General features: G+C 72.7%; 27 protein-coding genes and 3 pseudogenes. 17 read left to right on the forward strand and 13 right to left on the reverse strand.

Annotated features, from left to right (window positions below):
* The 3 genes and pseudogenes from ACFSL4_RS33505 to ACFSL4_RS33510 form a co-directional block, all read right to left on the reverse strand.
* Nucleotides 1–557: recombinase family protein (locus ACFSL4_RS33505; protein ID WP_381091357.1), on the reverse strand; the 557-nt coding region annotated here is incomplete at its 3' end.
* Between the two features lie 419 nt (nt 558–976).
* A pseudogene (locus tag ACFSL4_RS37725) lies at nt 977–1,123 on the reverse strand (zinc finger domain-containing protein); the annotation flags it as partial.
* A 333-nt stretch (nt 1,124–1,456) separates the two neighbouring features.
* A complete protein-coding gene (locus tag ACFSL4_RS33510) occupies nt 1,457–2,341 on the reverse strand; it encodes a LysR family transcriptional regulator (protein WP_381091359.1) in 885 nt (294 codons plus the stop codon).
* A gap of 120 nt (nt 2,342–2,461) precedes the next feature.
* Here ACFSL4_RS33510 and ACFSL4_RS33515 point away from each other — a divergent pair, with 120 nt between their 5' ends.
* The 8 genes from ACFSL4_RS33515 (at nt 2,462) to ACFSL4_RS33550 (ending at nt 10,951) form a co-directional block, all read left to right on the forward strand.
* The gene (locus tag ACFSL4_RS33515) at nt 2,462–3,133 is read left to right on the forward strand and encodes a succinate dehydrogenase (protein WP_381091485.1); all 672 of its coding nucleotides are present in this window, start codon (nt 2,462–2,464) and stop codon (nt 3,131–3,133) included.
* A 1-nt stretch (nt 3,134) separates the two neighbouring features.
* Complete coding sequence (locus ACFSL4_RS33520) at nt 3,135–5,093, forward strand: fumarate reductase/succinate dehydrogenase flavoprotein subunit (protein ID WP_381091361.1); 1,959 nt, start codon at nt 3,135–3,137, stop codon at nt 5,091–5,093.
* Nucleotides 5,090–5,839: a succinate dehydrogenase/fumarate reductase iron-sulfur subunit gene (locus ACFSL4_RS33525; protein WP_381091362.1), complete on the forward strand. Its 750-nt coding sequence runs from the start codon at nt 5,090–5,092 to the stop codon at nt 5,837–5,839. Before ACFSL4_RS33520 ends, ACFSL4_RS33525 begins: the two co-directional genes overlap by 4 nt.
* Nucleotides 5,840–6,399: 560 nt before the next feature.
* The gene (locus ACFSL4_RS33530) at nt 6,400–7,170 is read left to right on the forward strand and encodes a GNAT family N-acetyltransferase (protein ID WP_381091364.1); all 771 of its coding nucleotides are present in this window, start codon (nt 6,400–6,402) and stop codon (nt 7,168–7,170) included.
* 29 nt (nt 7,171–7,199) lie between these two features.
* Nucleotides 7,200–8,177: a lysophospholipid acyltransferase family protein gene (locus tag ACFSL4_RS33535; RefSeq protein ID WP_381091366.1), complete on the forward strand. Its 978-nt coding sequence runs from the start codon at nt 7,200–7,202 to the stop codon at nt 8,175–8,177.
* A gap of 174 nt (nt 8,178–8,351) precedes the next feature.
* Nucleotides 8,352–9,776 (forward strand): metallophosphoesterase family protein, encoded by a 1,425-nt coding sequence (locus ACFSL4_RS33540; protein WP_381091368.1) that lies wholly within the window; start codon nt 8,352–8,354, stop codon nt 9,774–9,776.
* A gap of 158 nt (nt 9,777–9,934) precedes the next feature.
* Entirely contained in the window at nt 9,935–10,408 is a 474-nt protein-coding gene (locus ACFSL4_RS33545) for a nuclear transport factor 2 family protein (RefSeq protein WP_381091370.1), read from the forward strand.
* A 162-nt stretch (nt 10,409–10,570) separates the two neighbouring features.
* Complete coding sequence (locus ACFSL4_RS33550) at nt 10,571–10,951, forward strand: luciferase domain-containing protein (RefSeq protein WP_381091371.1); 381 nt, start codon at nt 10,571–10,573, stop codon at nt 10,949–10,951.
* A 43-nt stretch (nt 10,952–10,994) separates the two neighbouring features.
* Here the strand turns inward: ACFSL4_RS33550 and ACFSL4_RS33555 are convergent, their stop codons facing one another.
* Nucleotides 10,995–11,441 carry a PaaI family thioesterase gene (locus tag ACFSL4_RS33555; RefSeq protein WP_381091373.1) on the reverse strand — a complete coding sequence of 149 codons (447 nt, stop codon included), beginning with the start codon at nt 11,439–11,441 and terminating at the stop codon, nt 10,995–10,997.
* Between the two features lie 42 nt (nt 11,442–11,483).
* Between ACFSL4_RS33555 and ACFSL4_RS33560 the strand changes: the two genes are divergently transcribed.
* Nucleotides 11,484–11,933 (forward strand): MarR family winged helix-turn-helix transcriptional regulator, encoded by a 450-nt coding sequence (locus ACFSL4_RS33560; protein WP_381091375.1) that lies wholly within the window; start codon nt 11,484–11,486, stop codon nt 11,931–11,933.
* A gap of 8 nt (nt 11,934–11,941) precedes the next feature.
* On the opposite strand, the gene ACFSL4_RS33565 is transcribed toward ACFSL4_RS33560, so the two are convergent.
* Entirely contained in the window at nt 11,942–12,424 is a 483-nt protein-coding gene (locus tag ACFSL4_RS33565) for an inorganic diphosphatase (RefSeq protein WP_381091377.1), read from the reverse strand.
* A gap of 302 nt (nt 12,425–12,726) precedes the next feature.
* On the opposite strand from ACFSL4_RS33565, the gene ACFSL4_RS33570 reads away from it, so the two are divergent.
* A complete protein-coding gene (locus tag ACFSL4_RS33570) occupies nt 12,727–13,209 on the forward strand; it encodes a TIGR03668 family PPOX class F420-dependent oxidoreductase (RefSeq protein ID WP_381091379.1) in 483 nt (160 codons plus the stop codon).
* 9 nt (nt 13,210–13,218) lie between these two features.
* Here ACFSL4_RS33570 and ACFSL4_RS33575 read toward each other — a convergent pair whose 3' ends face one another.
* Nucleotides 13,219–13,524, reverse strand: a complete 306-nt coding sequence (locus ACFSL4_RS33575; RefSeq protein ID WP_381091381.1) for a hypothetical protein — start codon at nt 13,522–13,524, stop codon at nt 13,219–13,221.
* A 231-nt stretch (nt 13,525–13,755) separates the two neighbouring features.
* On the opposite strand from ACFSL4_RS33575, the gene ACFSL4_RS33580 reads away from it, so the two are divergent.
* Both ACFSL4_RS33580 and ACFSL4_RS33585 read left to right on the forward strand, forming a co-directional pair.
* The gene (locus ACFSL4_RS33580) at nt 13,756–14,568 is read left to right on the forward strand and encodes an SAM-dependent methyltransferase (protein ID WP_381091383.1); all 813 of its coding nucleotides are present in this window, start codon (nt 13,756–13,758) and stop codon (nt 14,566–14,568) included.
* A 56-nt stretch (nt 14,569–14,624) separates the two neighbouring features.
* Nucleotides 14,625–15,111 (forward strand): annotated as a pseudogene (locus ACFSL4_RS33585) (phosphatase domain-containing protein).
* A gap of 16 nt (nt 15,112–15,127) precedes the next feature.
* On the opposite strand, the gene ACFSL4_RS33590 reads toward ACFSL4_RS33585, so the two are convergent.
* A complete protein-coding gene (locus tag ACFSL4_RS33590) occupies nt 15,128–15,346 on the reverse strand; it encodes a dodecin (protein ID WP_381091384.1) in 219 nt (72 codons plus the stop codon).
* Between the two features lie 196 nt (nt 15,347–15,542).
* On the opposite strand from ACFSL4_RS33590, the pseudogene ACFSL4_RS33595 reads away from it, so the two are divergent.
* A pseudogene (locus ACFSL4_RS33595) lies at nt 15,543–16,802 on the forward strand (extracellular solute-binding protein).
* A gap of 13 nt (nt 16,803–16,815) precedes the next feature.
* On the opposite strand, the gene egtD reads toward ACFSL4_RS33595, so the two are convergent.
* Genes egtD through egtA form a run of 4 tightly spaced genes read right to left on the reverse strand, consistent with a single transcriptional unit; the run spans nt 16,816 to nt 21,192 of the window.
* The gene (egtD, locus tag ACFSL4_RS33600; protein ID WP_381091386.1) at nt 16,816–17,778 is read right to left on the reverse strand and encodes an L-histidine N(alpha)-methyltransferase; all 963 of its coding nucleotides are present in this window, start codon (nt 17,776–17,778) and stop codon (nt 16,816–16,818) included.
* A complete protein-coding gene (gene egtC, locus ACFSL4_RS33605) occupies nt 17,775–18,605 on the reverse strand; it encodes an ergothioneine biosynthesis protein EgtC (protein WP_381091388.1) in 831 nt (276 codons plus the stop codon). Before egtC ends, egtD begins: the two co-directional genes overlap by 4 nt.
* Nucleotides 18,605–19,921: an ergothioneine biosynthesis protein EgtB gene (egtB, locus tag ACFSL4_RS33610; protein ID WP_381091389.1), complete on the reverse strand. Its 1,317-nt coding sequence runs from the start codon at nt 19,919–19,921 to the stop codon at nt 18,605–18,607. Before egtB ends, egtC begins: the two co-directional genes overlap by 1 nt.
* Nucleotides 19,918–21,192, reverse strand: coding sequence for an ergothioneine biosynthesis glutamate--cysteine ligase EgtA (gene egtA, locus ACFSL4_RS33615; RefSeq protein ID WP_381091391.1), 1,275 nt, complete (start codon nt 21,190–21,192; stop codon nt 19,918–19,920). Before egtA ends, egtB begins: the two co-directional genes overlap by 4 nt.
* A gap of 300 nt (nt 21,193–21,492) precedes the next feature.
* Between egtA and ACFSL4_RS33620 the strand changes: the two genes are divergently transcribed.
* Entirely contained in the window at nt 21,493–22,323 is an 831-nt protein-coding gene (locus tag ACFSL4_RS33620; protein ID WP_381091393.1) for a TIGR02452 family protein, read from the forward strand.
* A gap of 9 nt (nt 22,324–22,332) precedes the next feature.
* Here ACFSL4_RS33620 and ACFSL4_RS33625 read toward each other — a convergent pair whose 3' ends face one another.
* Nucleotides 22,333–22,779, reverse strand: coding sequence for a type II toxin-antitoxin system PemK/MazF family toxin (locus ACFSL4_RS33625; protein ID WP_381091395.1), 447 nt, complete (start codon nt 22,777–22,779; stop codon nt 22,333–22,335).
* Nucleotides 22,780–23,452: 673 nt separating this feature from the next.
* On the opposite strand from ACFSL4_RS33625, the gene ACFSL4_RS33630 reads away from it, so the two are divergent.
* The 3 genes from ACFSL4_RS33630 (at nt 23,453) to ACFSL4_RS33640 (ending at nt 25,751) form a co-directional block, all read left to right on the forward strand.
* Entirely contained in the window at nt 23,453–24,058 is a 606-nt protein-coding gene (locus ACFSL4_RS33630; RefSeq protein ID WP_381091397.1) for a GOLPH3/VPS74 family protein, read from the forward strand.
* Nucleotides 24,059–24,186: 128 nt separating this feature from the next.
* Nucleotides 24,187–24,363 (forward strand): hypothetical protein, encoded by a 177-nt coding sequence (locus ACFSL4_RS33635; RefSeq protein WP_381091398.1) that lies wholly within the window; start codon nt 24,187–24,189, stop codon nt 24,361–24,363.
* 353 nt (nt 24,364–24,716) lie between these two features.
* Nucleotides 24,717–25,751, forward strand: a complete 1,035-nt coding sequence (locus ACFSL4_RS33640; RefSeq protein WP_381091400.1) for a LacI family DNA-binding transcriptional regulator — start codon at nt 24,717–24,719, stop codon at nt 25,749–25,751.
* 62 nt (nt 25,752–25,813) lie between these two features.
* Here the strand turns inward: ACFSL4_RS33640 and trxA are convergent, their stop codons facing one another.
* Complete coding sequence (trxA, locus tag ACFSL4_RS33645; protein WP_381091402.1) at nt 25,814–26,200, reverse strand: thioredoxin; 387 nt, start codon at nt 26,198–26,200, stop codon at nt 25,814–25,816.
* Between the last annotated feature and the right edge of the window lie 80 nt (nt 26,201–26,280).

Here is a 26,280-nt window from a genome sequence, read left to right on the forward strand (position 1 = left end):
TACCGGGCCCGGGGGCCAGGCGCCCCATTGCGGGGCCACGGAAAAGGTAACGGGGCTGGGGATGCCGTCGCCCGGCCGCTCGGCGTTCTGCAGAGCGGCGAAGTCGGCGCGGGCCGCTTCGACGGCTTCGGGGTATGCCTGGGCCTTCTCGTGCTCGGCGAGCGCCGGTAGATGCTGGCCAGGGAAGGGTTCTGGCCTTTGCGCTTGCCGGTAAGGATGATCAGGTCGGACCGGATCTGCTCGACGGACTCGCCGTTCGCCCGGCGCCGGAGCACGGTGTGCAGCATGTCGTCGGTGATGACCGCGGGCCGGCCGCCCTGCTTGCCCCTGCGAGCCGCGGTGCCGAGTCCTTCCAGCGTCGACTCCCGGATGTTCTCCCGCTCGGTCTCCGTCATCGCCGCAAAGAACGCGAACAACAGCCTCCCTGCGCCGCTGGGGTCGTACAACCCCTGGAGGGGGCCCGCGAGCATCTCCAGCACCAGGCCGTGCGCGGTGAGGTGGTCCGCAAGGGCTGTGAGCTCGGCGGCATCGCGTCCCAGCCGTTTCGTCTCGTACACGCGACCGGGCCGGGCGACGGCCCCCGCTCGTCGCTCGGCCCGGCAGAGCGTGCACGATGACCCGGCAGTGCGGGGCATGGGCCTTGATCTCCCGGGCGGCCGTGAGCGCAGCCTCGAACCGCGGGCGCACCCGCAGAACTGCGGGCGCACCCGCACCCGGGTGCTGATCTTCTCGCTGAAGATTTTGTCCCTCGGGATGCCGTGCTTGGCGAGGGCATCCAGCTGAGACTGGAGCTCTTGGCTCCGGTGCGAGCATCTCGCATACCCGATGCGGATGTCCGCGCTCGGGGTGTCCGGCCGATCGGCGCCGGGGGCGGGGTGCCGGGCCGCCACGACTGCCCCGGGCTCCGGTCGGCCGGGGTCGGCACCCGTAGCGGCTTGACAAGCCGAGCAACCTTCGTGAAGCGGCCTGTGCGGTAGGTGCCTGCGACCGCGCCGCCGCGCGAGCGGCACGGAGAGCCGGGCTCGGCCGCACAGCGGGGGCAGGGATGGCGCCCGACTTCGTCCGCGTCGGTCGGGGAAGGCCTTTGAGGGCCCGTCATGCCCCTGGATCTTGTCACAAACATTTCCCAGAAGGGGGCAGCTCACCTCTTTGAGCGAGAACGGGTTCTGAGAATCGATCCAAGATCAACGGCGTCCCGGTCGCCCCAGCAGCCGCAGCCGGATCGCCGGAGCAGTTCATCCAGACCGGCGCAGAACCGCGCCACATCCGACTTCAGGAAACCGATCGTCGGGTCATCGCTCACCACGCACACCCTGGCAGCACAGCTCACGGTCCGTCAAAAATTCTGACAGCTCAGCCGGCTTTCTGTTGCGTTCCTACCCGGCCCCCGGTTCGGCTGCCGCCCTCCCGAGTGTCACCTCGCGGGACGCGACCGAATCCCTGCGGAAGCAGGCGCTCAGCGCTCCAGCAGCATCCGCTGCAACTCCCTGGCCGCCCGCGGCGGAGCCACATCGCTGCGGTGCGCGAGCGCGATGGTGCGGTGCAGTCCGGGCCGGGCCAGGGGCGTGACGCGCAGTCCGCGGCCCGACCGGGTCGCGACCATGCGCGGGACCACGGCGACGCCCAGTCCGGCGCGCACGAAACCCAGCACCGCGTCCATCTCGCCCCCCTCCACCGCGAAGTCCGGCTCGAAACCCTCGGCGCGGCACGCGGCCACGGTCAGTTCCCGCAGGTCGTAGCCGTGGCGGAACATCACCAGGCGCTCGCCCTCCAGATCGGCGACGCGGACCGTGCGCCGTCCGCCCCCCGGCCGGGGCGCGTCAGGGGAGGACACCACCACCAGGTCCTCGCGCAGCAGCTCCACGGTGGTCAGCGCGGGGGAGGGGGTGGGCAGCGGGAGGACGATCAGCGCGAGATCGAGGGCGCCGCGCGCCAGCTCCCGCACCAGATCGTGCGAGCCGCCCTCCTCGATCAGCAGCCGGATGCCGGGATAGCGGTCGTGGAAGGCGCGCAGCACCTCTGGCAGCAGGCCCGTGCACACGCTCGGCGTGGCACCCAGGCGCACCCGGCCGCGGCGCAGCTGTACCAGCTCCTGCACCTCGTGCCGGGCGGTGTCCGCGTCGGCGAGGATGCGGCGGGCGAGCGGCAGCAGTGCCTCGCCCGCGTCCGTGAGCGTGATGTTGCCGCGCGCCCGCAGGAACAGATCCGCCCCAAGCTCCCGCTCCAGCGACTTGATCTGCTGCGACAGCGACGGCTGGGCGACATGGACGAGATCGGCGGCACGGGTGAAGTGCCGGGTCTCGGCGACGGCCACGAAGTACTGGAGCTGCTGGAACTGCACCCCATCAGCATAGGGTCTTCCTATCGAAACGAGCCGGACCATGTCTTGGACCGATAGGGACCTTCGGCCCTAGCGTTCTGACCCATGGCTCTGGCAACGCGGACGGACCGACGGCCGTCGATGGCACGCACCGTGTGGGACAGCACCGTCGGCAAGAAGACAGTGATGGCGGTCAGCGGCCTGATCATGCTGCTGTATCTGCTCGCCCACATGATCGGGAACCTGAAGATCTACTTCGGGGCGGGCGAGTTCAACCACTACGCCCACTGGCTGCGTACCGTCGGCGAACCGTTCATGCACTACGAGTGGACGCTCTGGCTCATCCGCGTCGTCCTGGTCGCCGCCGTCGTCGCGCACGCGGTCTCGGCGTACCAGCTCAGCCGCCGCGACATCAAGGCGCGCCCCAGCAAGTACGTGCACAAGCGTCCGCAGGCGAGTTACGCCACCCGCACCATGCGCTGGGGCGGGATCATCCTCGGCCTCTTCATCGTCTGGCACATCCTCGACCTGACCACGGGCACCGTGCACTCCGGCGGCTTCCAGGAGGGCCATCCTTACCAGAACGTCGTCGATACGTTCTCCACGTGGTACGGCAACGTCGTCTACATCGTGGCGATGCTCGCCCTCGGCCTGCACATCCGGCACGGCCTGTGGAGCGCGGCCCAGACCCTCGGCGTGGGCAGCCGCACCCGCGACCGAGCCCTGAAGACCGTTGCCAATGTCCTTGCGCTGCTGCTCACGGCCGGGTTCATCGCCGTACCCGTGGGCGTCATGACCGGAGTGGTGAGCTGACATGACCGCATCCTCTGAGTACACGGACTACGTGACCGGCGCGCCGGTCACCGACACCAAGGCCCCGTCCGGCCCGATCAACGAGCGCTGGGACAAGCGCCGTTTCGAGGCCAAGCTGGTCAACCCGGCGAACCGGCGCAAGCACACCGTGATCGTCGTCGGCACCGGCCTGGCCGGCGGCTCCGCGGGCGCCACGCTCGCCGAACAGGGTTACCACGTCGTCCAGTTCTGCTACCAGGACTCCCCGCGCCGGGCGCACTCGATCGCCGCGCAGGGCGGTATCAACGCGGCCAAGAACTACCGCAACGACGGCGACTCCATCCACCGCCTCTTCTACGACACCGTCAAGGGCGGCGACTTCCGGGCGCGCGAGTCCAACGTGCACCGACTGGCCCAGATCTCCGTCGAGATCATCGACCAGTGCGTGGCGCAGGGCGTCCCCTTCGCCCGCGAGTACGGCGGCCTCCTCGACACCCGCTCCTTCGGCGGGGTGCAGGTCTCGCGCACCTTCTACGCCCGGGGCCAGACGGGCCAGCAGCTGCTGCTCGGCGCGTACCAGGCGTTGTCGCGGCAGATCGCGGCCGGCAACGTGGAGATGCACCCGCGTACCGAGATGCTCGACCTGATCGTCATCGACGGACGGGCCCGCGGCATCGTCGCCCGCGATCTGGTCACCGGCAGGATCGACACCCACTTCGCGGACGCGGTCGTGCTGGCCTCGGGCGGCTACGGCAACGTCTTCTACCTGTCGACGAACGCCATGAACTCCAACGCCACCGCGATCTGGCGGGCCCACCGCCGTGGCGCCTACTTCGCCAACCCCTGCTTCACGCAGATCCACCCGACCTGCATCCCGCGCACCGGCGACCACCAGTCCAAGCTCACCCTGATGAGCGAGTCGCTGCGCAACGACGGCCGGATCTGGGTGCCCAAGGCCAAGGGCGACACCCGTCCGCCGAACGAGATCCCCGAGGAAGAGCGCGACTACTACCTGGAGCGCATCTACCCCTCCTTCGGCAACCTCGTGCCCCGCGACATCGCCTCCCGCGCCGCGAAGAACGTCTGCGACGAGGGCCGCGGCGTCGGCCCCGGCGGCCAGGGCGTCTACCTCGACTTCGCCGACGCCATCAAGCGGATGGGCCGGGGGAAGGTCGAGGAGAAGTACGGCAACCTCTTCGACATGTACGAGCGGATCACCGCGGAGAACCCGTACGAGGTGCCGATGCGGATCTACCCCGCGGTGCACTACACGATGGGCGGCCTGTGGGTCGACTACGACCTGCAGACCACGATCCCGGGCCTGTTCGCGATCGGGGAGGCCAATTTCTCCGACCACGGGGCGAACCGGCTCGGCGCCTCCGCGCTGATGCAGGGCCTCGCCGACGGCTACTTCGTCCTCCCGTCCACGATCAACGACTACCTGGCCCGCAACCCGCGCCAGGAGGAGGTCACCGCCGAACACCCCGCCGTCCAGGAGGTGCTGACCGAGACGCAGGACCGGCTCGCCCGTTTGCTCTCCGTCGACGGCGACCGCACCCCCGACTCCTTCCACCGCGAGGTCGGCGAACTCATGTGGGAGTTCTGCGGCATGGCGCGGACGGACGCGGGACTGCGCAAGGCCCTGGAGCGCATCCCGCAGATCCGCGAGGAGTTCTGGCGGCGTATCAAGGTGCCCGGCACCGGCGAGGAGTTCAACCAGTCGCTGGAGAAGGCCAACCGCATCGTCGACTACCTGGAACTGGCCGAGCTGATGTGCCTCGACGCGCTGCACCGCGCCGAATCCTGCGGCGGCCACTTCCGCGAGGAGTCCCAGACCCCGGACGGCGAGGCGGCCCGCAAGGACGACGCGTTCGCGTACGCGGCCGCCTGGGAGTTCACCGGCACCGGCACGGCCCCCGTCCTGCACAAGGAAGACCTGGTCTTCGAGTACGTCCACCCCACTCAGCGGAGCTACGCATGAAGCTCACCCTGCGCGTCTGGCGGCAGAAGAACACCGACGCCGACGGTGCGATGTCCACGTACGAGGTGGACGGAGTCTCACCCGACATGTCCTTCCTGGAGATGCTGGACACCCTCAACGAGGAACTCATCCTCAAGGGCGAGGACCCGGTCGCCTTCGACCACGACTGCCGCGAGGGCATCTGCGGCGCGTGCTCGCTGGTCATCAACGGCGACGCGCACGGCCCCGAGCGCACCACCACCTGTCAGCTGCACATGCGGTCCTTCAAGGACGGCGACACGATCGACGTCGAGCCGTGGCGGGCCTCGGCCTTCCCGGTCGTCAAGGACCTCGTCGTCGATCGTTCGGCCTTCGACCGCATCATCCAGGCCGGCGGCTACATCACCGCCCCGACCGGTGCCGCGCCCGAGGCCCACGCCACGCCCGTACCGAAGGCGGACGCCGACTTCGCGTTCGAGCACGCCGAGTGCATCGGCTGCGGAGCCTGCGTGGCCGCCTGCCCGAACGGCGCGGCGATGCTGTTCACCTCGGCGAAGATCAACCATCTCAACGTCCTGCCGCAGGGCGCGCCCGAGCGGGAGACCCGAGTGCTCGACATGGTGGCGCAGATGGACGAGGAGGGCTTCGGCGGCTGCACGCTCACCGGCGAGTGCGCCACCGCCTGCCCGAAGGGCATCCCGCTGGTCTCCATCACCGCCATGAACAAGGAGTGGCTGCGCGCGACCCGCAAGGCGGGCCGCCGCTAGGGGGTGTTTCGAAAGTCCCGCACAGCACCCACGGCGCCCTGCACGCCGTCCCAAGCTCTTCGAGCAGGGGGCACCCCCACTCGCCGCGCCGGGTCCAGACCCGAGTACATCCAGTACGAGGGTCAGGGCCCGGCACGCCTAGAGCACGCTCCCCCACGCTCGGCTGCGCTCGCGCGGGCTGTGCCCCCACGACGCCGCGCGGCCCGCCCCTCGGGCGGACGACGGGAATGCGACGGCAGGGCCCGGCCGGAAGACGCGGCGCCGCCGGGACGGGGCGGCTTTGCAGCTTCCGACGGCGGGAATCCCGGCCGCGGCTCCGGCCGGGCTTGTGCGGACGCGGCGCGGGCGTCGGGGCGGTCGCGACCGCGGTCCGGTCGAACGGACCGGTCAAGCAGCGTGACGCTCGCCATCACCCTCACGCCCAGCCGTTCAACAACCTCACACCCCCTCTCTCCGCGCCGGTCACGCACAGGTCAGCCGGCATCGGCAGAACTGGGGCGGCGGACGCACGACACCGGTCCGCCGCTCCCGCCGAACCGGCCCGTGACCAGGAGAGAGCCATGACCGGCGTTTCCGCCCTCGCCAGCCCCCCACCGACCGCGGCACCGACCCGCTACACGGTCACCCTCGCCCGTGACGAGGACGACGTCCGGGCCGCGCAGCGGCTGCGCCACGACGTCTTCGCCGGGGAGATGGGCGCCCTCCTGCCCACTTCGCAGCCGGGCCTCGACGTCGACGCCTTCGACGCGTACTGCGACCACCTGCTCGTCCACGACACGGTGAGCGGCCAGGTCGTGGGCACCTACCGGCTGCTGCCGCCCGAGCGGGCCGCGGTCGCCGGGCGGCTTTACTCGGAGGGCGAGTTCGACCTCGGCCCGCTCACCGGGATCCGCTCCGGGCTCGTCGAGGTCGGCCGCTCCTGTGTCCACCCCGACCACCGCGACGGCGCGGTCATCGGACTGATCTGGGCGGGCATAGCCCGCTACATGGTGCAGGGCGGCCACGAGTGGCTGGCCGGGTGCTGCTCCCTGCCGCTCGCCGACGGCGGGGCGCTCGCCGCGGGAGCGTGGGAGCGGGTGCGCGCCAGGCACCTGGCTCCCGCCGAGTACCGCGTACGGCCGCTGCTGCCCTGGCACCCCGGCGTCGCAGCCCCGGCCGGGCGCACCGAGCTGCCCCCGCTGCTGCGGGGCTACCTCCGCCTGGGCGCCTGGGTCTGCGGGGAGCCCGCCCACGACCCGGACTTCGGCGTGGCCGACCTGTATGTCCTGCTGTCGATGCGCCGGGTGAACCCGCGCTATCTGCGGCACTTCCTCTCGCTCGTCCCGGCGTGATGACCGCGCCTCGCAGCGGTGCGACGCCCATGTCCCGGATCGGTGCGTCCCTGCGGCCGCGCCGGGGCACGCCGGTGCTCGCGGGCCCCGGCGCGAGCGCGGCCGTGCTGTCGGCCGACCCGGCCCCGTCCACGCCGCGGCGCGTCCCCGCCCACCCGGCCGCCGCCCCGGCGAGCGCGTGGCTGCCCGGCGCGCCGTGCTCGCCGCAGTCCTGCGTGGACGCCACGGCGTCGGTCGCGGCCGTCCCGCGCGCCGTCCTCCGGCTCCATGCCGTCCTGGCGCTGGTCGTCACCGGGATCGTGTGCTTCCCGGCCGTCCGGCGGTTCCCCGTCGCCCCGGGCGAGCGGATCACCAGGGCCTGGTGCCGGACCGTCGTGCGCGCCGCGGGCGTCCGGGTACGGATCGCCGGGTCCGCGCCGCCGCGCGGCGGTCTGCTGGTGGTCGCCAACCACATCTCCTGGCTGGACGTCCCGCTGCTCGCCGCAGTCCGTCCCGGCCGGATGCTCGCCAAGACCGAGATCCGGCGGTGGCCGGTGGCCGGCGCGCTGACCGCGCGCAGCGGCGCGCTCTTCATCGACCGGGACCGGTTGCGCGCACTGCCCGGCACGGTCGCCCGGATCGCGGACGGCCTGCGCGCCGGGTCGGCGGTCGTCGTCTTCCCCGAGGGCAGTACCTGGTGCGGACGGGCGCAGGGCCACTTCCGGCGGGCCGCCTTCCAGGCGGCGCTGGACGCGGGCGTGCCCGTCCAGCCGGTGCGCCTGCGCTACCGGCGCGACGCGGGCCCGGCGAGCACCGCGCCCGCGTTCGTGGGCAGCGACTCACTGCTGACGTCCCTGTGGCGGGTCGTCTCGGCACGCCGGCTCGTTGCGGAGGTCAGGGTCATGCCGGTGCTCGCGCCGGACTCCGGCACCGACCGGCGCTGCCTGGCCCGCGCCGCCGAGCGGTCCGTGGGACTGCGGGCGGGACGGCACGCCGGGACGCCGGCACGGCATACGGCCCTGCCGTGAACTCCCCGGACCGCCAGGGGAGATGACGGTGGGATCCCCGTCCGGCCACGCCCCCGTCATTGCTACGGTTCACCGGTGTCCGAATCGTCATCCGAATCGTCATCCGAATCCTCGCGCGACACCGCCGAGGGCGCCGGCTGGGGCGCCGCGGAACCCGGTGGCTACCGCGCATTGATGCCCCGTCAGGTCGAGAAGCTCTCCTGGCTCGACCCGAGAACCCTGTGGGCGGCGCGCAACGGCGTGGTGGCCTCCTGGTTCGGGGACCCCACCGGACGGACCCGCGGCCGCTGGGTGCGGCAGTGCGAAGCCGAGGGGGCACCCGCCGACAAGCTGATCCGGCGTGACGACCCGGACCGCTTCTCCTTCATGGTGCTCGGAGACACCGGCGAGGGCGACGGCCCCCAGTACGCCGTGGTGCCCGGCTTCCTGAAGGCCGGTCAGGACACGAGGTTCGCCATCGTGGCCAGCGACGTGATCTACCCCGTGGGGGACGCGGCCGACTACGGTACGAAGTTCTTCCGGCCGTACCGGGACTACCCGGCCCCCATCTACGCCATACCCGGCAACCACGACTGGTACGAGGATCTGCACGGGTTCATGCGCGTCTTCTGCGACGCCGAGCCGCTCGCCCCGGAGCCCGCGCCACGCCCGCCGACCCGTGCCTGGCTGCGTGCGCTGCTGTGGCACAGGCCGCACCGTGTGGACGAGCAACGCCTCTCCGAGGCACGGACGTTGCGCTCCGCCCCCGCCCAGCGGGCACTCCAGCCCGGCCCGTACTGGGCGATCGACGCCGGACCCGTCCGCATCATAGGAATCGACACCGGGCTGCTCGGCACCATCGACGCCGAACAGGGCCGCTGGCTGCGCGAGGCCGCCCGGGGACCCCGCCCCAAGATCCTCATCACCGGCTCACCGCTGTACGTGGACGGCGAGCACCACCCCTGTCCCATCGACGGCGGCGGCACGGTCGACGACATAGTCCGCGACCCGGACCACCGCTTCGTCGCGGCGATAGGCGGTGACATCCACAACTACCAGCGCTACCCGGTGGACGTGGACGGCCGCACGATCCAGTACGTGGTCTCCGGCGGCGGCGGGGCGTTCATGCACGCCACGCACACCATCCCGCGCGTGTCCGTCGCGAACGTCACGGAGCGGGACTTCCGCTGCTATCCGCTGCGCGGCGACTCCCTGGCCTTCTACAGCAGGCTCTACGGGCGCCGGCTGCGACTGCGCCGCTTCTTCACCCTGACCGATGCGGAGGCGACCGCCGTGGTCGCCGAGCGCCTGGGCATCCCCCCGACCCGCAGCCCGGGCACGTCCGCCCGGATCACCCGGCGCACCCGTCTCGTGGCCGGTCTGCTGGGAGCGGGCGGCCGCCCCGACCGTACGTCGCGGTTCCGGCTGCCCGTGCGGAAGATCTACACCCGGCTCTTCTCGCCGGGTTCGGCCACCTACAGCCCGCCGTTCTTCAAGAGCTTCCTGCGCCTGGACGTCGCCCCGGAGGCGATCCGGCTGCGCTGTTTCGCGGCGACCGGCAATCTGCGGCAGGAACAGCGGCCACCCGTCGAGGACGAGGTGACCATCCGCCTGGCGTGAGCGCGGGAGCGGTCGTCGCGCGCCGGGCCGGGAGCGCAAACGGCCGCGCCCTTGCGTGAGAACCAGCGTTCTCCTACCGTGGTCCCCCATGGAGAGAACGGTCGTTCTCTCCGTCGGTCGGCCGCTGCCGCCCGGCGTCCCGACCCCATGGAGACGACATGACGCACGAAGTGCGCCCCCCGTTCCCGCCTTTCACCCGGGAGACCGCCGTGGAGAAGGTGCGGCTGGCGGAGGACGGCTGGAACTCCCGTGACCCGGAAAAGGTCGCCCGCGCCTACACGGCGGACTCCCGCTGGCGCAACCGCGCGGAGTTCATCCACGGCCGCGACGAGATCGTCGCCTTCCTCACCCGCAAGTGGCGCCGCGAACTCGACTACCGGCTCATCAAGGAACCGTGGGCCTTCGCCGGCGACCGCATCGCGGTCCGGTTCGCCTACGAGTGGCATGACGACGCCGGCACCTGGTTCCGCTCGTACGGGAACGAGAACTGGGAGTTCGACGAGAACGGACTGATGCGGGTCAGGCACGCCAGCATCAACGACCTGCCCATCCGCGAGTCGGAACGGGCCTACCACTGGCCCCTCGGGCGCCGCCCCGACGACCACCCCGGCCTCGGCGACCTCGGTTTCTGAAGCGCCGGGCGGGCATCACCCGCGGACCGCCTCGGGGCGACGGCCGGTGGCGCGACGCTCGCACCACATCGGCGCCGCCCCGGCGCGGCCGTCAACCTCACGTCCCGGTTACGGATCCCTCAACCGCTGGTGTCGGTGCGGTGAGAACACGACGATGGGGCCATGACTCTGGCTCAGCGTGCCCTGGAGCGGCTCGAGGGCTGGCCCGACCTCACGGCGGCGCCGGCCGGTTGCGGTACAGGGCGGGCACTTCGCTCCGCGCTCAGCGAGATCGTCCACCTCCACTCCGGCCACGAGGCGGACGTCCACCTCACCAGCCGGGCCATCCGGCGCTTCTCCGCGAACCTCGCGGAGTCGACGGCCTTCCGCGTGGTGCCCGGCTCGTGCTGGGTGACCGTGCGCCTCGACTGCGACACCGACATCGATCTGCTGATGAGCCTGGTGAGCATGGCTCTGCAGGCCCACCAGGCGTGGCCTTCGTCCGCGAGTCCGGGCCGCTCGGAGTGCAACTTCCGTCGCGTCACGGTGCTTCCGCGACCCTGAGGCGCCGACGTCGGCGCCGGCCGTGCGCGCCGTTCACCGGCCATCACGCCTCGCGGAGTCCGGCCGCGCCCACGGGATCGATCACCGAGATCGTGCCCTGGGCAACCGCGCACGGCGTCTCCACGCCGACGCCGTCCACGGTGGACACATCGCAGCGGCAGACGATCCGGGTACGGCCGGCCCGGACCACCCGGGCGCGGGCGCGGAGGACGTCTCCCCTGGCCGGCCGCAGGTAGTCGATGGTGAAGCCCGAGGTGATCAGCCCCTGGCCGGCCGCGGCGCCGGCCGCGAACGTCAGCGCGTTGTCCGCGGCGTAGGCGAGCACGCCCCCGTGGACGAAGCCGTACTGCTGGCGCAGGTCGTCGCGGATGTCCAGTTCCAGCGTGGCCGCGCCCTCGCCGAAGGCCACCAGCCGGGCGCCCAGAAGTGTGCTGAAGGGCTGAGCCCTCAGTACCTCACGGGCTGCCGCCAAGTCGGGGACGCCGCTCACGAGCACCTCACTTCACTAGTGAAGTGACAATGGCGTCCGGCGGTGACATCTGTCAACATCGCCACCATGCCCGACCCCGACCAGCGCCTCTTCTTCCTGCTGCAGCGCGCGGCGCACCAGGTGCGTACCATCGCCGACCGGCGTCTGCTGGACGCCGCTGGGATCACCACCGCGCAGCTCGGCGCCCTGTACGCCGTCCAGGACGAGCCGGGCATCACCCAGCAGCGGCTCGCCCGGGCCCTCGGGCTGCGCGAATCGGCGGTCACCGGGCTCGTCGCCCGGCTCACCGCGGCCGGGCTGGTCGTCCGGCAGGCGCATCCGAGTGAGCACCGCGCGGTGGTCGTGCGATTGGCCGAGGCGGGGCATGCCGCACTGCGCTCGGCCCAGCCGGAGGTCGAACGCTTCAACGCGGAGCTGCGCGCCCTGCTCGGTGCCGACGGATTCACCGGGACGGCCGCCGCCCTGCACCATCTCGCCCACTGGCAGCGCTGACCCCTTCCTCAGCCCTCGCCCGCGCGCCTGCGGGAGGCGTCGATCTCCGCGTACGCCCGGGCACGTCCCTCCCAGTGGGAGCCCTCGACGGACTTGCCGGGCTCCAGGTCCTTGTAGACCTCGAAGAAGTGGGTGATCTCCAGCCGGTCGAAGGACGGGACGTCGCCGATGTCCTGGAACCCCGTGTACCGCGGGTCGTGCGCCGGGACGCAGAGGATCTTCTCGTCGGGGCCCTTCTCGTCCCTCATGACGAACATCCCGATGGCCCGGCACTCGATGACACAGCCGGGGAACGTGGGGTCGCCGACCAGGACGAGGGCATCGAGCGGGTCGCCGTCACGGCCGAGGGTGTGCTCGATGTAACCGTAGTCGGCCGGGTACCGGGTGGAGGTGAACAGCATCCGGTCCAGGCGCAGGCGGTGCAGTGCGTGGTCCATCTCGTACTTGTTGCGCGATCCCTGGGGGATCTCCACGATCACGTCGAATTCCACGACGGCCTCCTTGCCCGGTCGGCAGGCCGGGTGGCCGCTGGGCGGCCGGGCCCGCCGTGGCGGCGAACACCAGGACCGGTGGCCCGCCGGTGCGGAACCGGCGGCCCTTCCAGTCTGCCCCTGCCCCGGGCACCGCGACAGCCGGACCGGCGCCGGGCGCGGGGCCACGGCTCGGCCCAGGGTGCGACGTGATGGTCCGGCCCCGCCGACGGCGAGTCGCCCGGCGGCCGCGCCGTACCAGGGGTGAGACGGTGTGAGAAGCCGGATCGCCCACCGGCAGCCCACAGGGAGGAGGAGCGGCAGTGCCGCGGATGGAAGAGGACGAGGCACGGCGGCGGTTCGCCGAGGCCCGGGTCGCACGGCTGGCCACGGTGGACTCCGCCGGGCGCCCCCATCTCGTACCGGTCGTGTTCGCCGGCCGCGGCGACCACGGGATCGTCATGGCCATCGACCGCAAGCCCAAGGATTCCCGGCGGCTGAAGCGGCTGCACAACATCGCCGTCCAGCCGGCCGTGTGCCTGCTCGCGGACGCCTACGGCGAGGACTGGAGCCGGCTGTGGTGGGTCCGGGCCGACGGGGGCGCCCGGACCGTGCCGCCCGATGCCGCCGCGGAGCCGGACCGGACGGCGTACGAGGCCGCCGTCGGCCTGCTGACGGAGAAGTACCGCCAGTACCGGGACGGCCCGCCGGACGGCCCGGTCATCGAGGTCACCGTCCACCGCTGGAGCGGCTGGCGTGCCTCTTCGGCGTCGCCGGGCCCGGGTGACCGTGCCGCGCCGCGGTGACAGGGGCCCTCAAGGACGGGTTTCGGGTCCCGCCGTCTCGTCGGCCGCGGTGGTCCGGCGCGCCCGGTGCCGCCCGCGGCCGCCGTGCCGGGGATGTGTCGCCGCGTTCACGACCGTGGCCAGGCCCAGCGCGAACAGCAGCGCCAGGACGAGCCCGGCGCTGAAGACGGCGAGGGAGTTCATGGTCGCGATGGGGTGATCGAGCACCGCCACGGTGTAGTCGGGGCCACCGGACAGGTTTCCGGCGATCGCCAGAGCGACGAAGGCGCCGGTGGCCACGAGGAGGAGCAGTCCGACGAAGAGCATCCGAGTCATCTCCCCAGAGAGTTCCGACCCCTTTCGCGTACCCGTCCCGGCACGGGCCAGACGGCGGCGGGGAGACCTGCTCGGGGACCGGACGCCTCCCGCCCCTCGGCCGCCCGTTCCGCCGAAACCCCGGACGTCGTGATCATCCGACGGCAGAATGGCGGCGGGCGGGGGCGACGGGCCACCGCGAGGAGCGCACGGCCGCCGACGCCGCACGGGTCGCGAGGAGGGGAGAGGCACATGAGTGAGCACCATCGTCCGTCGAGTGGGCCGGTCCGGCTGAACACGGAGGTGGCCCACAACGCGCGGGTGTGGAACTACTGGATCGGCGGGCGGGACAACTACGAGGTCGACCAGCAGGTCGGGGACCATGTCGCGGCGATGTTCCCGGTGATCCGCGATGTGGCGCGCGCCGACCGGGAGTTCCTCGGGCGCGCGGTGCGCCACCTGGCCGCCGAGCGAGGGATGAGGCAGTTCCTGGACATCGGCACCGGGCTGCCGACGCTCGACAACACCCATGAGATCGCCCAGCGCGTCGCGCCCGGCTCCCGGATCGTCTACGTCGACAACGACCCCGTGGTGCTCGTCCACGCCCGCTCGTTGCTGACCAGCGCGCCCGGGGGAGCCACCGACTACATCGAGGCGGACGTCCACGACCCGGAGGCCGTCATCCGCGGTGCGGCCGCCACCCTCGACCTCGGTCGGCCCGTCGCCGTCATGCTGCTCGGCATCCTCAACTTCGTCCTCGACACCGCCCGGGCGCAGGACATCGTCCGTGTGCTGATGTCGGCGCTCCCCTCGGGCAGCTGCCTCGCCCTGACGCATCCCACCACGGACGCCGACCTCGGCGGGCAGGGCAACGTCGAGGCGATGCGGTTCTGGAACGACAAGGCGACCCCGCCCATCACGGCCCGTACCCGGGCGGAGGTCATGTCCTTCCTCGACGGCCTGGAGGTACTGGAGCCGGGCCTCGTCTCCTGTGCACGATGGCGGGCCGGCTCCGGCTCCGCCGCCGTCGTGCCGCAGTTCGGCGCGGTCGCCGTGAAGCCCTGACCCGGTGCCGCCCGCCCCGCGGTCCGCCGCCACGGCCCTTCCCCGCAGTGGGCCGTGTGACGAACAGCAGCAGGCCGGTCGCCGTCTTCGATCTCGACAACACCCTCGCCGACACCGCGCACCGGCAGCGGTTCCTGCAGATACGACCGCGGGACCGGGACGCGTTCTCCGCCGCCGCGCCGCAGGATCCCCCACTGGCCGAGGGGGTCGCGCCGGCGCTGAAGAGCACTGAGGAGCACGAGGTCGTCTGTCTGACCGGGCGGCCCGCGCGCTGCCGGCGCGACACCCCCGACTGGCCCGCCGCCCACGGGCTGCCCCGGGGGGCGCCTGTACATGCGGCCGGACCACGACCGCAGGCCCGCCCGTGTCACCAAGCTGGAGGTGCTGCGCCGGCTGGCCCGCGACCGGGAGGTCCGTGTCCTCGTCGACGACGAACTGGTCTGTCAGGACGCCGAACGGGCGGATTTCACCGTCGTACGCGCCCGCCGGGCGGCCCCGTCCGCCGAGCCGGCGGACGCGCAGGAGCGGGAAGGCCGCACCTGACAGGCCGCGTCAGCTCTCACTGGTCGGAGTCCTCCAGGCGGAAGCCCACCTTCAGGCACACCTGGTAGTGCTCGATCCGTCCGTTCTCGATTCGCCCCCTGACCTGGCTGACCTCGAACCAGTCCAGGTGGCGCAGGGTCTGCGAGGCGCGGTCGATGCCGTTGCGGATCGCCTGGTCGATGCCCTCCGGTGAGCTGCCGACGATCTCGGTGACCCGGTAGGTGTGGTCGGTCATGCGGGGACTCCTCTCCGCGGCAGGTGTGCCCCCTCACTCCACCGTGCCGCACGGGGCGGCGGACCGCGAGACATGGGACCGCCCCTCGACCTCCGTATTGGTCCATACCAAAATCCGGAGCACCCGTACGAGCACTGCGCTCGTCCCCTCACGCCGGGCCCCCGTCCCTTGTCCGCAAGGCAGAACAGGACCCTCCGTGAGACGTCGCCTCCTCGCCCTCGCATGTGTGTCCGCCTTCCTCCTCAGCGCGTGCGGGGTCCTGCCCGGCGGCCGGAGCGAACAGCGCCGGACCGTGACGGTGCGGCTGATGAAGGACAGTGCCTCCGCCGCCTTCCTCGACCGGTTCACCCATGCCTTCGAACGCACCCACAAAGACCTCCGGCTCGACATCCGCATCCAGGAGCGGACCGGGACAGGCGCGAAGATCCAGGCGGCGCTCCGGCGGACCGACGGCGGCGGCCCCGACGTCATCGAGGTGGGCAGCACCCAGGTCGCGCAGTACGCGGACGATGGCGGGCTGCTCGACCTGACCCTGGAGTCGATGCGCGACTGGGGGATGGGCGACTGGCTGCCGGGGCTCGCCCAGCCGGGCGGTTTCGCCGGGCACCAGCACGGCATCCCCTGGTACGCCGCCAACCGTGTCGTCATCTACCGCAAGGACCTCTTCGCCCGCGCCGGCATCACCGGGCCGCCGAGGACACGCGCCCGGTGGCTCGCGGACACGGCGAAGCTCAACACCCGTGGAGTGCAGGGCATCTACCTGGCGGGCCAGGACTGGTACACCCTGTCCGGATTCATCTGGGACGAGGGCGGCGACCTCGCCAGGCAGTCCTCGGCAGGAGGCTGGGAGGGCAGGCTGCAGCCGCCGGCCGCGCTGCGCGGCATGGACTTCTACAAGCGGCTGCAGGCGCTGGGCGCCGCTCCCGTGGACGCCGACGAGGAACACCCGCCGCAGGCCGGGGTGTTCGCCCGGGGCAGGCCGCCCAGATCGTCGCCGTGCCCGGGCTCGCGCAGGCGATCGTGCGGCGGAACCCCGGACTCAGTGACCGCCTGGGGTACTTCCCCATGCCGGGCAAGACGGCCGCCCGGCCCGGCGCCGTGTTCACCGGCGGCTGCGAGCTCGTGGTCGCCGAGAACACGGACGACCGCCGTGACGCCATCGCCGTCGTCGCCGCGCTCACCGGCACCACCTGGCAGACCGACCTGGCCCGCACCATGGACTGCGTGCCCGACAAGACGACCCTGGCCGGGGCGGTCGCGGGCGAGGAGGGCGTCGCGGCCATGGCGGCGGGCGCCGCACAGGGCCGGGCGACGCCCTCCTCGCCCGCCTGGGCGGACGTCGAGGCGGACAACCCGATCAAGACCTGGATGACCAAGGTGCTGCAGGGGGGCGGACCCGGCGGCCGAGGCGGTCCGCGCCTCCCGCCGCATCACCCGGATACTCGCCGGCGGATGACCGCGCGCCGTCGTCAGCGGGCCATGCTCAGCGACAGCGCGAACCTCCCCTCCGCGTCGGTCCACCAGTGGGTCAACTCCAGCGAGGCAGCGGCCAGTTCACGCCGGATGCCGTTCTCGCGGAACTTCGTCGACACCTCGGTGCGCAGTTCCTCGCCCGCCGCGAAGTCCACCGTCAGGTCGAGTGCGGGAATCTTCACGGTCTGCGCCGCGCGCGCCCGCAGCCGCATCTCGATCCACTCGTTCCCGGGGTCCCACAGGGCCACATGAGTGAACGCGTCGACGTCGAAGTCGGCGCCCAGCTCACGGTTGACGACGGTCAGCACGTTCTTGTTGAACTCGGCGGTCACCCCCGCCGCGTCGTCGTACGCCGCCACCAGCACCGACTCGTCCTTCACCAGGTCGGTGCCGAGCAGCAGCGCGTCCCCGGGCGCGAGCAGCGACCGTACGGACGCCAGGAACGCCGCACGCTCCGCGGGCACCAGGTTGCCGATCGTGCCGCCCAGGAAGGCGACCAGCCGCGGACCGGGCGTCCCGGGAAGGGTGAGAGCGGTGGTGAAGTCGGCGATGAGCGCGTGGACCTCCAGGCCCGGCCGCTCGGCGACCAGCGCCTGCCCCGCCCGGGTCAGCGCGCTGTCGCTGACGTCGACGGGCACGTAGGTGTGCAGCCCGCTCAGCGCGTCCAGCAGGTACCGGGTCTTCTCGGACGAGCCGGAGCCCAGTTCGACCAGCGTGCGCGCGCCGGTGGCGGCTGCGATCCGGCCGGAGCGGACGGCCAGGATCTCGCGTTCGGCGCGGGTGGGATAGTACTCCGGCAACTCGGTGATCTTGTCGAACAGGTCGCTGCCGTGAGCGTCGTAGAACCACTTCGGCGGCAGCGTCTTGGGTGTGCGGGTGAGGCCGTGCAGCACATCGGCGCGCAGCGCGGCGCCGGTGGCGTCCTCGGGAAGGGTGCGGGTCACACGGAACGGGCTCACGTGCAGGGCTCCTCGGACGGTGCGGATGCCAGGTCGGTGCGCAGGTCCTTGAGCGGCGTCAGCAGGACCTCGGTGCGGTCGGCCGCGAGCAGCGTGAGGTCGGGTACCTCACGCCAGCGCGGGTCGTCGTCGTACGGTTCGGAGGCCACGACGATGCCGGTCCCCTCCGGCCGGGCGGAGCCGGGGCCTCGGGGGAGTCGGCCGGGCCAGGCGAGGTACCAGAGGGTGTCGCCCCACGTGGTCGCCGTGATCGTCTCGCCGTCGGTGAGCAGCAGGTTGAGCCGGGAGCCCGGGGCGGCCTCGTCGATCTCCAGGACCGTGTCGGCCAGCGCCCGGCCCGGGTCGTCGCCGCGGCGCAGCCGGTGGAGCACCAGCGCCCACACGAAAGCCGCGTCGCACTGCGCCTGAAGAGACAGCAGGTCCGCCGCGGGCAGGGTCCGCACGAGCGGGGCCGCCGTCCGGGGCCATCCGGACACGGCCCCGTTGTGGCTGAACAGCCAGCGGTCCGCGGTGAACGGCGCGGCCGCCGCCTCCCCGTCCGGGCCCGGCACGGTGGCGCTGCGGACCGCGGCGAGCACGGCCCGCGAGCGCACCACCCGCGCGAGGTCCGCGAAGGCCGGGTCGCCCCAGATCGGCCCGGCCCGGCGGTAGCGGGCCGGCACCGGGTCCTCCTCCGCGTACCAGCCCACCCCGAACCCGTCGGCGTTGACGGTGCCGTACCGCTGTCTGCGCGGTGCCCAGGACTGCCGGTACAGACCGTGCTCGGGCTCCACGAGGAGCCGGCCGAGCCGCTCGGCCGGCCCCAGGAAGGCAAGGTGACGGCACATCAGGCGTCCCTCGCGGTGCGGAACCCGGAGAAGATCTGCCGCCGGACCGGATAGTCCCAGTTGCGGAACGTGCCCCGGCAGGCCACCGGGTCCACGGCGAACGAACCGCCCCGCAGCACCTTGTACTCCGGCCCGAAGAACACCTCCGAGTACTCCTTGTACGGGAACGCGGTGAACCCCGGGTACGGCAGGAAGTCGCTCGACGTCCACTCCCACACGTCGCCGATCAGCTGGCGTACGCCCAGCGGTGAGGCGCCGGCCGGGTAGCTGCCCGCCGGCGCCGGGCGCAGATGCCGCTGCCCGAGGTTGGCGTGCTCCGGCGCCGGGTCGGCGTCGCCCCACGGGTAGCGCCGGGAACGGCCCGTCGCCGGGTCGTGGCGCGCCGCCTTCTCCCACTCGGTCTCGGTGGGCAGCCGGCGCCCCGCCCAGCGCGCGTACGCGTCCGCCTCGTACCAGCACACGTGCAGGACGGGCTCGTCGGGTGGTACGACCTCGGTGACGCCGAAGCGCCGGCGCAGCCACTGCCCGCCCTCGCGGCGCCAGAACAGCGGGGCCTTGAGGCCGTTCGCGCGGATGTGGGCCCAGCCCTCAGGGGTCCACCAGCGCTCGTCCCCGTAGCCGCCGTCGTCGATGAAGGCCTGGTAGGCGGCGTTGGTCACCGGCGTCGTGTCGATGTGGAAGGCCGGGACCAGCCGCCGGTGCGCCGGCCGTTCGTTGTCCAGCGCCCACGGCTCGGTGGACGTGCCCATGGTGAACGGGCCGCCGGGGACGAGGACTTCGGACGGGCCGTGGTACGGCGGTGCGGGCGCCGGATCGGGGGCGGTCAGCGCCTGCGGCCCCTTGCGCAGCTGATGCGTGATCAGCATCGTTTCGTCGTGCTGCTGTTCGTGCTGGGCGATCATGCCGAAGGCGAATCCCGCCTCCGTGAGCCGCCCGCCCTGCAGCGACGCGCCCTCCAGCACGTCCAGGGCTCGGCCGCGGACCTCGGCGGCGTAACGGCGGGCCTCGTCGGGCGGCAGCAGTGGCAGTGAGGGCCGTTCGGCGCGCGGGTGCTCGAAGGCGTCGTACAGTCCGTCGATCTCGGGCCGCATGGCATCGCGGCCGGCGACCGCGCGCAGCAGCCACAACTCCTCCTGGTTGCCGATGTGCGCGAGGTCCCAGACCAGCGGTGACATCAGCGGGGAATGCTGAGCCATGAGGTCGCGGTCGTCGACGCAGGTGGTCAGGAGCGCGGTGCGCTCGCGGGCCGTGGTCAGCACGTCCAGCGCGCGCTCCCGGAGCGCTTCTGGGTCGAGGGGCGACCGGTCGTCGGTCATGTGGGGATGTCCTTCTCGTGAAAGCGGAACAGCAGGTCGTCGGCGGGGCAGCGGCCCCGGGCCACATAGCGCTCGGTGAACTCCGCGACGGCGCCCCGGACCAGGGAGGTGGCGCCGATCCTGGGCAGGGCCTCGGCGGCGATCGCGAAACAGGCGACCGCGACCTCGTGCAGCTCGGGATCGGTCAGACCGTCCCGGGCGGCGGCGACCCACAGCGGATTGCACGGTGGCGGCAGCGAACCCGACCGTTCCGCGAGGGGTTTGACGGTGCGGTAGGCGATCTCGGCCGCCTCGGGGTCGTCGAAGAGCGCCGTCGTCACGGCGAGCGGCACGATCCACCCGTCGTCGCCCGGCTGGGCGTCGATCATGCGGAGTTCGAGATGGCCGCGGGGCCGGACCGGGGGGAACAGGGTGGTGAGGTGATAGTCGAGATCGCTGCGGTCCGGCGGGTCGGCGGACCGCGTCCACTCCCGGAAGCTCATGCCGTCGGGCACGCGCCAGGGGCCGGCCGCGTTCCGTACGCACATCACCGGCGCGTCCATCACATGCCGGGCCCAGGACGCGCGCGGATCACCGCCCAGGGGCGGGGCACTGCTGCGCCCCGGGTCCATGGCGGTCCACAGGGACTGCCGTGTCGAGCGCCAGCCCGTGGGCCGGCCCCGGGCCAGCGGGGAGTGCGCGAACGCGGCGACCAGCACCGCACCGAGGTGGTGCGCCAGCCACCAGCGCCGGCCGAGTCCCAGCGGGCCCGGCTCCTCGTGTCCGGCGTCCAGGCAGACCTGGACGGAGGCGGAGGAGCACATCATGGACCGCCCCTCGGGACCCGTGCGGTCGAGGCAGCACTCCATGGCGTCGTAGCGCGGCTCACGGAGAAAGCGGCGTGGGGGGTTCCAGGGATCGTGGCCGTGGCCGCTGAGGCCGAGGCCCGCCTCGCGCAACAGGGCGCGGACCGCGGCGAGGTCGGCGGAGACGGACCCTATGCACTCCATCAGGGAGGCCGCCGGAGGGGAACTGAGCTCCAGCTGGCCGCCGGGTTCGACGGTGAGGGCCGACCGCAGGGGCAGGGTCCGCAGCGCGGCGTAGGCCGTTCGGAGACGTTCGGGTGGTACGGGCAGCCGCGGGCTGCTCAGCTCATGGACGAACCATTCCACTTCGACGCCCAGGCAGCGGGGTGGCCCGGTCTTGAAGCAGATGCCGCGGACCAGTGCCTCCACCTCGGCCTCGGTGACGGCGGAGTGCTGCTCCGCGCCGTCGCGTACCGAATCGGACATGTCGGGATCCTCCTGAGATTCCACCATGTCACCGACCCGGCGTCGGTGTGCCGGGTCGGTATCGCTCGTCCCACTCAAGACCCTCGAACGGAATCACACAAGGGCGCACAGCGGGACGCGTCGGACGGATGCTTCCTGTCTTCCGGGACGGGAACGGGTCGCTCTCCGTGCCGGGAAAACTCCGTTGCGGCGCACGACCAGCATCGCCCACCATGCGTTCATGAGCACGACGGGGGAGACCGGCGGCGCGCCGGGGGAGGCCGCGCACGCCGCGGTCGCGGCGCCCACGGGGGTGGCGCCGTGAGCGCGCGGCTGCGCGGGATCGCGCAGCAGACGGAGGAGATCGTCGTGGCGGGGTCCTACCGTACGCCGAACGGGCGAACTGCGACCATCGCCGCGGCGGTCGAGGCCGCCCGCTCCGGCACCCGCATGTTCGGGCCGGAGCCGGTGGCCGCACCGCGGACCGGTCCGGTCGCCACCCTCGTCGAGGTCACCGGGGAATCCAGCCTGGAGGCGGCCCGGCGCCTCACCGGGCGGTCCGCGGACCCGGTGGCCGTGCTGAACTTCGCCTCGGCGCGAAACCCCGGCGGCGGATACCTGAACGGGGCGCAGGCCCAGGAGGAGGCCCTGTGCCGGGCCTCGGCGCTGTACGCGTGCGTCCGCGAGGTGAGGGAGTTCTACGACCATCACCGGGCGCACCGCGACCCGTTCTACTCGGACCGCGTCATCCACTCGCCCGCGGTGCCCGTCTTCCGCGACGACCGCGGGCGCCTGCTCGATACGCCGTACGAGACCGGCTTCCTGACCGCCGCCGCGCCGAACGCGGGCGTGGTGCTGCAAAGGGCCCCGGAGCGCGCGGGTGAACTGCCGCGCGCCCTGGCCACCCGCGCCGAGCGCGTCCTGGAGACGGCGGCCGCCTGCGGCTACCGGCGGCTGGTGCTGGGCGCCTGGGGCTGCGGGGTGTTCCGGAACGACCCGGCGCAGGTGGCCGGGGCGTTCCACGACCTGCTGGCCGGGGGGCGCTTCACGGGGCACTTCGAGGAGATCGTCTTCGCCGTGCTGGACCGCACGCCGAGTGCCGCCACACGGACCGTGTTCGAATGTGTCTTCGACCAGGCGGGCACCCCGTGACCCCGGCCCTCAGTTCCAGCCGTAGCGCTCCCGCAGCCGGTGCACCACGAGGTTGAACCGCATCCGGTCCAGCGCGCACGCCTCGCGCCGCATGCCGTCCTCGTGCAGCCGCAGGACGCGGTCCACGGCCACCCACGAGTCGCGTCCCGACCGGTCCCAGGGCCCGCTGCCCACCGGCACCCAGTCGTGGTCGCCGTCGTGCCGCTTGCTGGACAGCTGCACCGCGAGCAGCGTGCCCGCCGCCTCACGGGCGACCACGAGCACCGGACGGTCCTTGCCGCGCCCGTCGTTCTCCTCGAACGGCACCCACGTCCAGACGATCTCCCCCGGGTCGGGGTCGCCGTCGTGTGCCGGGGAGTACTCGGTCCGCACCCGGCCCACCTCACGGGGGCCGGCCTCGGTGGTCGCACAGGGGCCGGAGCGGCCGGGGATCTCTTCTTCGGTGAAGGCAGTCACGCGCCCACGGTAGAGGCCCGCCACGGGCGCGCTTCGCGCGGGTCGGTGTTTGGTGGGGCCCCGTCAGCTCGGGGCGCCGCACCGGCCGTTGAACGGTTCTGCCGGTGAACGCCGCTCGGCCGCCGCGGCACGGTCTGTCGCTCGTGCCGTTGCACGCGCTCGGCGAGGACGCCACCACCCGGGACGCGGTGGCGCCCCTTCTCGCCCGTGGCCGGCGGGTGCCCGCCCTCGACCTGGTGCGAGCCGGCGTGTTCCGGTTCCCGGACGTGCTGGGCCTGGACGCGGTGAACCCGGTCGGGCGTTCTATGACGGGGTCGTGGTCCGCGTGCTCGCCCAGGCGCATCCGTGGCGGCCGCCGTCCGATGGCCGAAGCCCCCTCCCGGTCGAAGGCCAGAGCACCGTCCGGCCCGGCCGGGGCGACCGGCCGCGGGAGGCACGGGAGGGAAACGTCCTCCAGCACGATCGGCCGGCCCGGTCCCCGTCGGCTGGAGCGGCTGGGTGAGATCACCACCAGGCCCTCCTGCCGGCCGGCCCCGGAGTACGGGCCGCAGAGGCGGTACGGGCGGAACCCCCGCCTTGTGCGGCCCGCACCGCCGGTGCCGGGTTACCGTCGGGCTGGTGAGGCGCCCGCGCAGCGACGTGCCGTCCTCGATGCACCGGAAGTGAGCCACGCATGACCATTGCACGAGACCTGCTGATCGTCGCCATGGACACCGCCCAGGGCGGTCCCGTCGAACAGGGCGACCTGTCCCTGTCGCTCGCCGGCGCCGAACTGATCGACCTCATGGACGCCCGGGCCCTCTTCCTGGACGGCGAGTTCATCGTCCCGGGCGATCCGCCCGTGACCGACGACCGCCTGCTGCGCGAGGCCGCGTCGTCGCTCGTCCGGCAGACGCCGTACGAGTCGGTCGAGGACTGGCTGTGGCGCAGGGGGCGTGGACTGTCCGCGGCCTATCTCGCCGCCTTCGAGGAGGAGGGGCTGCTCGCCCGGCAGCACCGCCGGTGGCTGCCCGCCTGGACCGGGGAGGCGGCGCTGGTCGATTCCCCCGCACGCCGGCGGGCGGCGGACCGCTGGGCCGCGGGGGAACCCCTGCTCGCCGCCCTCGGGACGGCCGTCGGAATCCGGGAGAAGCCGGCCGGAGACCTCCAGGGCACGACCGACGACGCGGCGGCGACCGTGCTGGCCGCCGTCGACGACGCGGTCACGGAGCTGACGGCCGTGCGGCAGCGGCGCGCGATCGAGAAGGCGGCCTTCGACAACATCTGGAGGGGCCAGTGACGCGGGCGGCGGCCCGCTCCCGGTCCTGATCCGGGCGGCACCCGTCCGCGAGGCGCAACACCGGCAGATCTCGCCCCGTCGAGGCCGGGGGAGGACCATGGGAGATGAGCGACCAAGGGAGGCCCACCATGAAGACCGGAGCCTCGTACTACGACTCCTGGCTGTACTCCCACACGCCCTCCCAGGCCGAGGGCGAGCGCGACGAACCCGCCGAGCGCACGGCAGGGGAGCAGCACCCGGACGTCCCCAGGACCGAGCCGTCGCAGGCCGAGGGCGAGCGCGTCGACGAGGGCAGGACCGCATGACCGCCGACGGACGGTGCACCGGGCCGGACGGGGGCGCGGGGCGGTACGCGGCCCCGTTTGGCCCGAACCCCGGCGCCTCGGCGGCAGGGGCTCACCGCTTGTCCTCCTCCACGGTCACCTTCTCCGGCCGCGGCGGCACGCCATGCGTACGGGCAGGCGGCGATCACGGACCGGTCGGTGTTCCAGCCGTTCATGTGCAGCGGCGCGGGCACATCGTCCCACCGAACGGTGACCTGCGGGCCGGTGATCCGGTACGGAACGCGCAACTTCCCACCGGCAGCGGGTAGTTCAGGCCGGGTCGGTACCCCCGGGGGGCCGACCGCCGCGGTCGCTCTGCAAAGATGCGGGACGTCATGGTGCAGATACGGAAAGAGTCCGTCCCCCCGTCGCCCGCACCCTCCGCCGCGCCGACGAGTGCCGATGTGGCACGCCTGGCCGGTGTTTCGCGCGCGACCGTCTCGTACGTCCTCAACAACACCAGCGCCGTGCGCATCAGCGAGGCCACACGCCGCCGCGTCCACGACGCCGCCGAGGAACTCGGCTACGTTCCGCACGCCGCCGCGCGCAGCCTGCGCGCCGGACACAGCCGCATGGTGCTGATGCCCGCGCCGAACGTGCCGATGGGCCCGCTCTACAGTCAGTTCATCAACGAACTGCAGTGGGCCCTGGGCCGTCTCGACTACACCGTCGTGCAGTACGGCAGCATCGGCCTGCGCGGCGACGAGGCCGCCCGCGCCTGGGCCGAACTGCGGCCGGTCGCGGTCCTGGTGCCCGGCGGCGGCCTCGGCCCGCAGGGCGTGCACGTCCTCAAGCGCTCCGGCGCCCGCGCCGTCGTCACCCTGGGCCCCGAACGCGTCGATGGCGCCCACGCGCTCCTCATGGACCACCACCGGGTCGGGCACAGCGCCGGGGCGCACCTGCTGGCCCGGGGCCGCCGCCGGGTCGGTGTCGTCGTACCGCGGGAACCCGGTCTGGAGTTCTTCTCCAGGCCCCGGCTCGAAGGCGTACGGCACGCCGCGCGGGACACCGACGCGACCGTCGCCGAACTGCCGCTGGCCTACACGGAGGAGGACGCCGCGCGGCTCGCCGCGCGCTGGCGCTCCCTCGGCCTGGACGCCGTCTTCGCGTACAACGACGAGTACGCGATGCTGCTGATGCGAGCCTTGCAGGACGAGGGCATCGCGGTTCCGGACGACACAGCCGTGGTCGGCGCCGACGACCTGACACTCGGCCGGCTGCTGCGGCCGCGGCTGAGCACGGTCCACATCGACCTGCCGTCCGGACGCGACCTCGCCGAACTGGTCGACCGCGTGGTCCGCGATCCCGCGGGCGCGCCCGAGGCACACGAGGTGTTCGGCGCGCGGATCGTGCACCGCGAATCCAGTTGACGGGGCGGGGCCGCGGCCCCGCCGCCGTGTCCACCCTGGGGGGAGGCCGGGCCTCCCCGGGATCACTCGCCGTTCGGCCCGGCCTGCGCCTGCTGCTCGGCGACCGCCTTGCGGACCTCGTCCATGTCCAGCTTGCGGGCCTGTCCGATGACGTCCTCCAGGGCGGCCTGGGGCAGGGCGCCCGGCTGCGCGAACACGGCGACCCGCTCCCGGACGATCATCAGCGTCGGGATCGACCGGATACCGAAGGCGGCGGCCAGCTCGGGTTGCGCCTCGGTGTCCACCTTGCCGAACACCAGGTCCGGGTTCTCCTTGGCGGCCTTCTCGTAGACCGGCGCGAACTGACGGCACGGCCCGCACCAGGACGCCCAGAAGTCGATCAGGACGAAGTCGTTGTCCGTGACCGTCTGGTCGAAGTTGTCCTTGGTGAGCTCCACGGTGCTGCTCATGGCATGTATCTCTCTTCCTGGTGTGTGGGCTGAGCCGCCTTGCACAACCGTGACGCACGGCCGCCTATTCCGCGCACATA

The sequence above is a fragment of the Streptomyces caeni genome, assembly GCF_042678285.1.
GTDB lineage: Bacteria > Actinomycetota > Actinomycetes > Streptomycetales > Streptomycetaceae > Streptomyces > Streptomyces caeni.

Bases quoted from the DNA above. Each gene is read 5' to 3' on its own strand.
- ACFSL4_RS33540 (WP_381091368.1), top strand. From the start codon at position 8,352: ATGCCCCGTCAGGTCGAGAAGCTCTCCTGGCTCGACCCGAGAACCCTG.
- ACFSL4_RS33535 (WP_381091366.1), top strand. From the start codon at position 7,200: ATGTCCCGGATCGGTGCGTCCCTGCGGCCGCGCCGGGGCACGCCGGTG.
- ACFSL4_RS33590 (WP_381091384.1), bottom strand. From the start codon at position 15,346: ATGACCGACCACACCTACCGGGTCACCGAGATCGTCGGCAGCTCACCG.
- ACFSL4_RS33515 (WP_381091485.1), top strand. From the start codon at position 2,462: ATGGCACGCACCGTGTGGGACAGCACCGTCGGCAAGAAGACAGTGATG.
- trxA (WP_381091402.1), bottom strand. From the start codon at position 26,200: ATGAGCAGCACCGTGGAGCTCACCAAGGACAACTTCGACCAGACGGTC.
- ACFSL4_RS33635 (WP_381091398.1), top strand. From the start codon at position 24,187: ATGAAGACCGGAGCCTCGTACTACGACTCCTGGCTGTACTCCCACACG.
- ACFSL4_RS33520 (WP_381091361.1), top strand. From the start codon at position 3,135: ATGACCGCATCCTCTGAGTACACGGACTACGTGACCGGCGCGCCGGTC.
- ACFSL4_RS33525 (WP_381091362.1), top strand. From the start codon at position 5,090: ATGAAGCTCACCCTGCGCGTCTGGCGGCAGAAGAACACCGACGCCGAC.
- ACFSL4_RS33530 (WP_381091364.1), top strand. From the start codon at position 6,400: ATGACCGGCGTTTCCGCCCTCGCCAGCCCCCCACCGACCGCGGCACCG.
- ACFSL4_RS33575 (WP_381091381.1), bottom strand. From the start codon at position 13,524: ATGACTCGGATGCTCTTCGTCGGACTGCTCCTCCTCGTGGCCACCGGC.
- egtA (WP_381091391.1), bottom strand. From the start codon at position 21,192: ATGTCCGATTCGGTACGCGACGGCGCGGAGCAGCACTCCGCCGTCACC.
- ACFSL4_RS33550 (WP_381091371.1), top strand. From the start codon at position 10,571: ATGACTCTGGCTCAGCGTGCCCTGGAGCGGCTCGAGGGCTGGCCCGAC.
- ACFSL4_RS33640 (WP_381091400.1), top strand. From the start codon at position 24,717: ATGGTGCAGATACGGAAAGAGTCCGTCCCCCCGTCGCCCGCACCCTCC.
- ACFSL4_RS33545 (WP_381091370.1), top strand. From the start codon at position 9,935: ATGACGCACGAAGTGCGCCCCCCGTTCCCGCCTTTCACCCGGGAGACC.
- ACFSL4_RS33580 (WP_381091383.1), top strand. From the start codon at position 13,756: ATGAGTGAGCACCATCGTCCGTCGAGTGGGCCGGTCCGGCTGAACACG.
- ACFSL4_RS33630 (WP_381091397.1), top strand. From the start codon at position 23,453: ATGACCATTGCACGAGACCTGCTGATCGTCGCCATGGACACCGCCCAG.
- egtB (WP_381091389.1), bottom strand. From the start codon at position 19,921: ATGACCGACGACCGGTCGCCCCTCGACCCAGAAGCGCTCCGGGAGCGC.
- egtC (WP_381091388.1), bottom strand. From the start codon at position 18,605: ATGTGCCGTCACCTTGCCTTCCTGGGGCCGGCCGAGCGGCTCGGCCGG.